The organism is Bartonella gabonensis (assembly GCF_903679515.1).
GTDB lineage: Bacteria > Pseudomonadota > Alphaproteobacteria > Rhizobiales > Rhizobiaceae > Bartonella > Bartonella gabonensis.
Genome location: NZ_CAHOYM010000046.1, coordinates 1 through 9314, shown reverse-complemented (window position 1 = coordinate 9314; position 9314 = coordinate 1). Strand labels below are relative to the sequence as shown.

General features: G+C 34.0%; 7 protein-coding genes. 6 read left to right on the top strand and 1 reads right to left on the bottom strand.

Going from position 1 to position 9314, the window contains the following annotated elements; genetic code table 11:
- Window positions 1-330: 330 nt before the first annotated feature.
- A complete protein-coding gene (locus tag HWX04_RS07310) occupies window positions 331-1419 on the bottom strand; it encodes a site-specific DNA-methyltransferase (RefSeq protein WP_439330028.1) in 1089 nt (362 codons plus the stop codon).
- 386 nt (window positions 1420-1805) lie between these two features.
- Between HWX04_RS07310 and HWX04_RS07305 the strand changes: the two genes are divergently transcribed.
- The 6 genes from HWX04_RS07305 (at window position 1806) to HWX04_RS07275 (ending at window position 9047) form a co-directional block, all read left to right on the top strand.
- Window positions 1806-2501 carry an HAD family hydrolase gene (locus HWX04_RS07305; RefSeq protein WP_175869486.1) on the top strand — a complete coding sequence of 232 codons (696 nt, stop codon included), beginning with the start codon at window positions 1806-1808 and terminating at the stop codon, window positions 2499-2501.
- 1663 nt (window positions 2502-4164) lie between these two features.
- Complete coding sequence (locus HWX04_RS07295; RefSeq protein WP_175869485.1) at window positions 4165-4521, top strand: hypothetical protein; 357 nt, start codon at window positions 4165-4167, stop codon at window positions 4519-4521.
- A gap of 207 nt (window positions 4522-4728) precedes the next feature.
- A complete protein-coding gene (locus HWX04_RS07290) occupies window positions 4729-5052 on the top strand; it encodes a hypothetical protein (RefSeq protein ID WP_246257572.1) in 324 nt (107 codons plus the stop codon).
- 207 nt (window positions 5053-5259) lie between these two features.
- A complete protein-coding gene (locus tag HWX04_RS07285; RefSeq protein ID WP_175869488.1) occupies window positions 5260-5622 on the top strand; it encodes a hypothetical protein in 363 nt (120 codons plus the stop codon).
- A gap of 668 nt (window positions 5623-6290) precedes the next feature.
- Window positions 6291-7688, top strand: a complete 1398-nt coding sequence (gene thrC, locus HWX04_RS07280; protein WP_175869483.1) for a threonine synthase — start codon at window positions 6291-6293, stop codon at window positions 7686-7688.
- An 84-nt stretch (window positions 7689-7772) separates the two neighbouring features.
- Complete coding sequence (locus HWX04_RS07275; RefSeq protein ID WP_175869482.1) at window positions 7773-9047, top strand: M16 family metallopeptidase; 1275 nt, start codon at window positions 7773-7775, stop codon at window positions 9045-9047.
- Window positions 9048-9314 lie beyond the last annotated feature (267 nt).

Below are 9314 nucleotides of genomic sequence, written 5' to 3'. Positions count from 1 at the left end.
TTGCAATATTATACGCACATCCATAGATGTAAATGCTCCCTCCCAAAAAGCACTTAATTTYGAACTTCTGAATGAATTTTTTAATTCTATTATGTTATTTTCATAAAAATATATCGATTGATAATTTGATTATTTTGACACTTAAATGAGAACATAGAGTGAAACTTTTTCAGTTTAGTTTCTTCTACAAGAAACATACAAACACTCGCTTGCCCCTTGCAAGCAAAACGAACATATAGATAACGCGTAAAAAAGGCATAACTTGCCCGCATATCCATCTCAATTAAGGGCTGCTACACATGGTCCATAAAATGAAGCGATCATCTTAGTTTATAAAACACCTGTTTTTAACATTTGTGAACGTATGATCATTCTTAAATGATCTATAGACTTCAACCGTCCATTTTCCTCATAATACCAAAAGGTCCAACCGTTACAACTCTGCGAAGCTTGAGCCTTTCTTCCCATTGCGTGAATTGAACCTGCTTCACCACCATGCATGACCGTACCATCAGCTCTTACAATAGCAGATACTTGCTTCTTGCGATCATAAAGAACTTCCCCAGGATAGAGTAAACCCGCTTCAAGCAAACTGTTAAATGCTACACGTGGTTCTGCTTTTTTTCTATCCAAAATCGCCAGTTCTGGTTGTGCTAAAGGTTTAACCGCCGCAATTCTCTCACACGCAGCATCAATGTAATCTTGCTCGCGTTCAATCCCAACAAAATCACGCCCTAAAAGCTTGGCAACAGCACCTGTTGTTCCCGAACCAAAAAACGGATCAAGAATAACATCACCAGGTTTACTCGAAGCCATAATAATACGCGCTAATAACGCTTGTGGTTTTTGTGTTGGATGTAATTTACGCCCTGAATCATCCTTTAAACGTTCAGCTCCAGTACAGAGAGGAAAAAGCCAATCTGAACGCATTTGTAAATCTTCATTTGCTGCTTTCAAAGCATCATAATTAAACGTGTATTTTTTATCTTTTTGATCTCTTACAGCCCAAATCAGCGTCTCATGGGCATTTTGAAAGCGGCGCCCTCGGAAATTAGGCATTGGATTATTTTTACGCCAAATAATATCATTAAGCATCCAAAAACCTAAATCTTGTAATGCCGTACCAACTCGAAAAATATTATGGTAAGATCCGATAACCCAAAGCGTTCCGTTGGGTTTTAATACACGACGACACGCAAGCAACCATGCACGGGTAAAAGCATCATAAGCGGCAAAACTCTCAAACTGGTCCCATGCATCATCAACCGCATCGACAAGCGAATGATCTGGACGGTATAAAGCACCATCCAATTGCAAGTTATAGGGAGGATCCGCAAAAATCATATCAACGGAATGTTTTGGCAGTTTTTCTAAAACGGCAACACAATCTCCTTTAAAAATTTTATTGCGCCATGGCATCTGTGAGGGAGTACGAAGAAAATCTTTTTGAAGCTGAATAACTGTCATGAAAAACCCAACAAAATGAACTGAATTTGCCCTATAATCAATCAAAATAGTTTATAGGCCCGCATTACCAATCCATATTTACAAAATAGAGTAAACGTATCGTTAAAGTTTTGCAAAATTGATATTCGTTTTTAGTTTTTTTTAAAGTAAAAAAAACTTTCATAGGAATGAGTCTTTATTTTTTTCCTTATTGTTCTTTTTTAAATGTACTGTTTCCATATTTTTTATTGCGTAAAAGATTTAAGAATCATTTTCAAAGCGTATTTTTATGAAATATGGTCCTCTTAATATTGTTTTCATGACAGTTATCCATCTCGTAACATGTAAAGGAAAATCTTATGCCTCAGATAGATCTGATTATTTTTGATTGTGACGGAGTTCTCGTCGACTCTGAACATCTTGCAGCAAAAATTGGATCTCAATTGCTCAAACAAACAGGATATGAAATATCAGCGGAAGAATTGAATGAGCGTTTTGCAGGGCTTATCTTTCGCGATATTCTTAAACACATTGAACAGGAAACAGAAAAACCAGTTTCTGCGCATCTCATAGATCAGATGACCAATATTTTTCGTACACAAATAAAAACTGAATTACGGGCTATTGATGATGTAAGAGAAGCCGTAGAAATTATTCAAACGCGCTATCCCTATTGTATCTGTTCTAATGCAAAGAGCATAGATATAAAAGAGATGCTCACCACTGTTGATCTCTATGACCTTTTTGAAGGTAAAATATTTTCAGCACCTGAAGTTGGAACAAAAAAAACAAAACCTGCCCCTGATATTTTTCTTTTTGCCGCAAAACAATTACAGGTAGAACCTCAAAACACAATCGTTATAGAAGATTCACTTCATGGTGTCCATGCTGCCAAAGCAGCAGGCATGCGTGTCATCGGCTTTACGGGAGGTTCCCATAGCTACCTTGGCCACTCTAATGCACTTGCAGAAGCTGGTGCAGAAACGGTTATCGCAAAACATGCTCATTTAGGAGAAGTCTTAGAAGCAATGGCAGTATGGCGCGATTTATTATAAAAAGATATCAGTTTGTAAACTCTTGTAAGAGGATATTTTTATCCAAATACCCTCCCCTTTTCGCTTCTCTTCTTTTCTCATAACTTCAATAAATACGTGATTCACAACATGGGGTGATTGCAGCTCAATATGAAGAAAAAATATGGGCCCTCGTCCAGAAACTATGAGTCTAACCATTGCACATGCTTTAAAAGAAGCAAGGATACGAACTCATAGAAATCAAACCTTCTGGGAAATCAAACCTACCAGCAAACTGCTTATCTCTCTCAAATCCAATATCCTAGTCCCAACATCAAGAGCCCATCATAATAAATGTCTAGATTTGTTTTAAAAAAGAATCTTACGATACCTTGCTCAATAAGGTATGAAAATTACTATACCAAAACCATACTCCCTCACCTTACTAAACTACATTCCTCAACAGGATAAAATTGTATGCTCTGTTCGTATTGACCATAAGCGAACCATTAAAATTCGCGGTATCTACAGAATACAAGAGTTTGTTGAAAACGACAAAAACACCCTTGTTGAGTTACAAGGGCTTATACTTCCTTAATCCAAATTTCGTAAATTTGTTGAAGGTTTATTGACCTTACTGCTTAAATAGACTTTTGACAGCATCGATTGGTACAGCCTCTCTAAGGTTATAAAAGACTAAGAGAATATATATCATTATAAAGATATGCGCCTTTATAGGAAATATTTCTTACCCAAAAACTGAGGACAATATATTTATTTATAATGATAATCTAGCATTATTTAGATTAAACAAATTGATATCGTAAAATTCTCTCATTTCAAATCTGGATATGTTAAATCCATTAAAGAAAAAAATAAAAACGCCTTTTCATAAATCATCTCAAAAGACAAGGATTATAGTAATATTAGAAGTGAGTAAAATGTATGATGGTGCCCTCTTTCATCTTTAATAAACGTCAAAAATGCTGATGCCCTAAAAATTTTATATTATGGGGCTTTATCATTATATCATTCACACGTATCATTGCGGAATAGGCTTGAGTACTTTGAGAAAGGTTTCTTTAAAACAAGAACGTAACTATGAAACATATCATTGCTGATGTTGAACAACGTAAAGAGATACCAGAAATTGCTCAAAATTTTTCGAAAGCACTTAATAGCCTTTYTAAATAATTAATAAAACCAGATCTTTTCAAAAATAATTCAACTTTAGAAAAATACCTTTTCTAAAAAAGCAGTTGTTTAGTTGAGATAGAAGAAAATTTTAACATGTCTACTCATGTTTAAATGGTCGAAAATATTTTTATAAACACAGCATAACTTTTGTGTTTTTTATTATAAAATTGATCTTAAAAAAAATTTATATATTTATTTTGTAAAAAGTTTGATCAATTTTATTAATATCTAAATGTATTAAAAATAATATTAAAATAATTTTATAAAAATGACACGATTAATATATATTGTTATTATATAATGATACATAATAAAATATTTTTTACAATTATTACTGTTACTTTTTTGCAATAATGCTCATAAAAATGTATAGTTATATTTTTAATATGTATTTTTAACATTGACTAAAAATACATAATGAAATATGTCGGTTCTTTATAAAGTAAGCTGTACACACATATTGTATGTTTACTTATATCTATAATTTAAAATTATTTGAGGTAAAGTTATGGTAAAAATATTTAAAAATTATGTCTTAAGTGTTTTTATAGTGAGCACTTTTTTTCTTTCACAAACCGTAAATGTTAATGCAAACTATTTGGAAAACACTCCCCCAAAAGAGGAGTTTTCTCTTCCCCTTATGGGACAAGTAAAGAATGCGAAAGCTGATATAGTTTCTACCGCTACTTTCTATGCTCCATCTGTAAGTTATCAAACAGAAAATGGAACAATTAGTGAAGGAAAAGTTGAAAAAGTCGTTGACCCCATAACTGTAGGAATGGGACTATTATTTTCTGTATATGCAATGAATTTTATAGGAACGCTCGTAGGTGGGATAAAGGGCATCATAGCGATGTTTAGATAAAATCATTTCCTGTAAACAAATGGCTTCATTATGTGTTGATGACTTATATAATTGTTACATAATGAAGCCAACATTACTAAAATATAGATGCTTTATATTATATCCAAATATCCAAATTATAAATATACGCATATATATTGAATAGTATAAATCATTTTGAGGTAAATTATGATTAAATTGTTTAAAAATCATATCTTAAGTATTTTTATGATATCTACCTTTTTTATTTCACAGGTTGCAAATGTCCATGCAAACTATTTACAAAAGAGTACTCATCATGAGGATATTTTTGTTTCTGTAATAGAACAGAACAGAAAAGATGTCGTCCATCCCGTTTCTCTCTATACGCCAAGTCTAAAACGTAGTGTAGGAAATGAAATGACCATTGAAGGAAACTTTGAAAAGGTCGTTGAACCTCTTACAGTAGGAACTTTTGGTATTGCGATGGCAATTGGATATGCATCAAGTACGATGGGCATGTTTTTAGGATGGCTAATAAGCAAAATAATATTGTCTTTTAAATCTCGTTAAAATTGCAATTTCATAAGCATACAATTTTATCTTATGAAATATAAACTATAGATGCACTCTGCTTTTATCTATTTTTGACGATAAAAGGCGAATGAATTATCCCATTAAGAATAAAAAAGCTTTGAATGCTTTCTGTTTCTTCAATGTGCACTCATTCTACCGATGCATCTATTCAATTAAAATTAAAGTAAAATTATTGGTGGAATGATGATTAAAGTAYTGCAAACTTACGTATTAAATATTTTTATAGTGATTGCTTTTTTACTTTCACAAATTATAAATGTTCATGCCAATCATTTGGCAAATGAGGCTCAATGGGAAACCATTTCTCTCATGGAAAAAGAAAATAAAAAAGCTGTCAACATCGCTGCTTTCTATATTCCAAATTTTACTCATGGAGCAAAAAGTGAATCTGCCATTGAAGGAAAAGTGGAGAAAGTGTTTGAACCCATTACTCTGGGCGTTTTGTCTACAGTAGGCGCTTGGGGCTTTGGATTCTTGACAGGATCTATTATGGCTATATTTAGCGGGATAATAGGATGGACAATTGGAAAAATTAAAGGCAAATAATTCAAAGATACCTAATTGTTTTTTCTATTAAAAATAAGAATATTTTACAGCCTGCTTTTCATCACTTGGCAGGCTGTTTTTATGCTTTTTATGGATAAGCTTTAGGTTACCATACTGTATAGCACAAATATAATACTTATTCATATATAAGCCGATAAATTAAGCTAAACAAAGWTTATTCAAAATATAACATTTGCGCACGAAATGCCATAAAATTACCTTATAAATTTTCCAGTATGAATTTTCAAGATGTGTCATTTCAATATTTATTTTAGCGAATTTAATTGTTACAAAGTAGAAGAGCATAAATAGCTCTGGAAAATTGAGTTTAAAAAAAGAATTCTTCAATAAATACCATTCTATCTATTTGATGTTATTATTCAGAAAGATACATAAGTGAAGATACGCTGTAAATTTAAGAATGAATAATAAAGAGAARCTTTTCGACTGTAACAGACTTTCTGTGAACATTTGACGTTTGTATCTCAAAAATAAAAATGTTTAAGACTATTTTTTTTCATTTTTCTTTTATTATTCACTTAAAAAGAAGAAAATAAGCTTCTATCCATTTAATAATTTAAATATTATGAAAAACATGGAATAAATAACTTCATCAAATGGAATAAATAACTTCATCAATTTGCCAAAAATAAAAAAGGATAAAATTTATGAAATATATCAGCACGAGAGGGCAATCTCCTGCTTTAAGCTTTACGGAAACGATCATGACAGGGCTGGCAAGTGATGGTGGACTTTATCTTCCAAATAAATTTCCGCAACTATCATTTGATGCGTTACGCGCACTTCGTGGTCAGTCTTATACAACAATTGCTAAAACAGTTCTGTGGCCCTTTGTGAATAATGAGATCGAATATACAGCTTTTGAAAATATGGTTACTGAATCTTATGCAACCTTCCACCATCCAGCAGTTTGTCCGTTACAACAAACTGGAACAGATGAATTTATCCTTGAACTCTTTCATGGTCCTACTTTGGCTTTTAAAGATTTGGCAATGCAATTTCTTTCTCGACTGATGGATTATGTTTTGACTCAAAAAAATAGATGTGCAACGATTATTGCAGCAACATCGGGGGATACGGGGGGAGCAGCGATACAAGCTTTTGCTGAAAAAGAGCATTCAGATATTTTTATTTTATTTCCTAAAGGACGTATATCACCTGTTCAACAACGGCAAATGACAACCAATCAAAGTACAAATGTTCATGCCATTGCCATTGAAGGAAATTTTGATGATTGCCAAGCTCTTGTCAAAGCAATGTTTAATGATCATCATTTTCGTAAAAAAAGAGCCCTTTCAATTGTTAATTCTATAAATTGGGCGCGTATTATGGCGCAAATTGTTTACTATTTTTCATCTGCACTTTCTTTAGGTGCTCCTGATAGAGCTGTTTCATTTACTGTTCCTACTGGAAATTTCGGTGATATTTTTGCAGGTTATGTCGCTGCTCGTATGGGATTACCCATTGCTCAACTGGTTATTGCCACGAATGATAATGACATCCTTGCACGTACATTGACCAGTGGTACTTACGAAATACAACCAATTGCCCATACAACATCACCTTCTATGGATATTCAAGTCTCTTCTAATTTTGAGCGGTTACTCTTTGAAAGCGGCAATCGTGATCCAATGTGGATTCGCAATGCAATGGAAAACTTGAAAAAAACGGGATCTTTCACTCTTGATGAAAAGCAACTCAAAAATATCCGCTCCCTCTTTTCCGCTGGGAAAAGTAACATGGCTGAAACAGCACAAACAATTGATCGTGTCTATAAAGAAAATAGTTATCTTGTCGATCCACATACAGCCGTCGCCCTTAAAGTAGCACGCGAAAATAAAAAACCACATATTCCAATGATCGTCCTTGCCACAGCTCATCCTGCTAAATTTCCTGATACGATTAAAAGTGCTTGTGGTCTTCATGTCTCATGGCCATCTCATCTCAATGATGTCATGGAAGATGAAGAACATTTCATAAGTCTTGCTAATGATGAAAAAATAGTAAAAGATTATATTTCTTTAAAATCGCGTGCATCTTATTAAAGTTAGCTGCATTAATTTAAATCAAGAATATTCTAATACCTTTAACAATGAGGTTTTTAGCTTGTTTAATGGAGTCGTAAATACATGGATGTAGATGTCTGTCGCCTTAGTAATGGTTTGACTATCGCCACACATACAATGCAACAGATTGATAGTGTCGCACTCGGCATATGGGTTAAAGTAGGCTCACGCAATGAAACCTTCACACAGCATGGTATAGCCCATCTGCTTGAACATATGGCTTTTAAAGGAACCGAAAATCGTACCGCTTTTCAAATTGCAACCGATATTGAAGATGTTGGCGGTGAAATCAATGCCACAACCAGTATTGAAACAACAGCTTACTTTGCACGTGTCCTTAAAAACGATATCCCACTTGCTATCGACATTTTAGCCGATATTTTAATGCATTCAAAATTTGATGAAGATGAACTAGAACGAGAAAAACAAGTCATTTTTCAGGAAATTGGAGCCGCCCATGACACGCCTGATGATATTGTTTTTGATCACTTTACAGAAACAGCCTTTCGTCATCAATCTCTTGGTCGTTCTATTTTAGGAACCGCTAAAACTATTCAATCATTTACATCTGCTGATCTTCATGATTTCATCAATAAACAATATAGTGCAGATCGTATGATTGTCGTTGCGGCAGGCGCTGTAAAGCATGAAAGCTTTCTAAAAGAAGTTGAAAGCCGTCTTGGCACTTTTCGCTCTCATTCAACCGCCTCTCTTCCTAACCTTGCAAATTATGTCGGCGGCGACTTTCGTGAATATCGCGATTTAATGGATACACAAGTTGTTCTAGGGTTTGAAGGGCGTGCTTATCACGCGCGTGATTTTTATGCGACCCAAATTCTTTCAATCATTCTTGGTGGGGGAATGTCCTCACGTCTTTTTCAAGAGGTGCGAGAAAAACGTGGATTATGCTATTCTATCTATGCTTTTCATTGGGGATTTTCAGATATTGGGCTTTTTGGTGTTCATGCTGCTACTGGACAAGAAGGGCTCAAAGAACTTCTGCCTATGATTCTTGATGAACTTTCCAAGGCAAGCAAAAATATCCACGCCAATGAACTCCAACGCGCACAAACGCAATATCGTGCTAATCTCATAATGTCACAGGAAAATCCCGCTAGTCAAGCACATCTCATTGCTCGCCAAATACTTCTTTACGGTCGCCCCATTCCAATATCGGAAACAATTGAACGTCTCAATCTCATCACACCTACAAGGTTAACTGATTTAGCCCATCGTCTTTTTAAAAATTCCACGCCTACAATCACTGCTGTCGGACCTGTAGGAACCCTCATGAATTTTGATGATTTAACGTCAACTCTTTCATATAAGCCCAAGTAAAAAACTGCTTTTCTAAAAAAACATCACAATGAGCATGAATATATTTTATCATAAAATTTACCACTAAAACTCTTCTCTTTAAATAAGTTTTGGAAATATTGGGCAAAGAGACCTACAAAACTATCCAATTCTTCCTTCATGTGATAAAGATTCTAATGAGTAAAGCTATATCCGTGAAATTAAAAAATTCATGATTATAATTTTGCTCTTTTAAAATATAAAATTCCATCCGCTTCAAGTTTCATTGAAGCAAATGGATATATGATC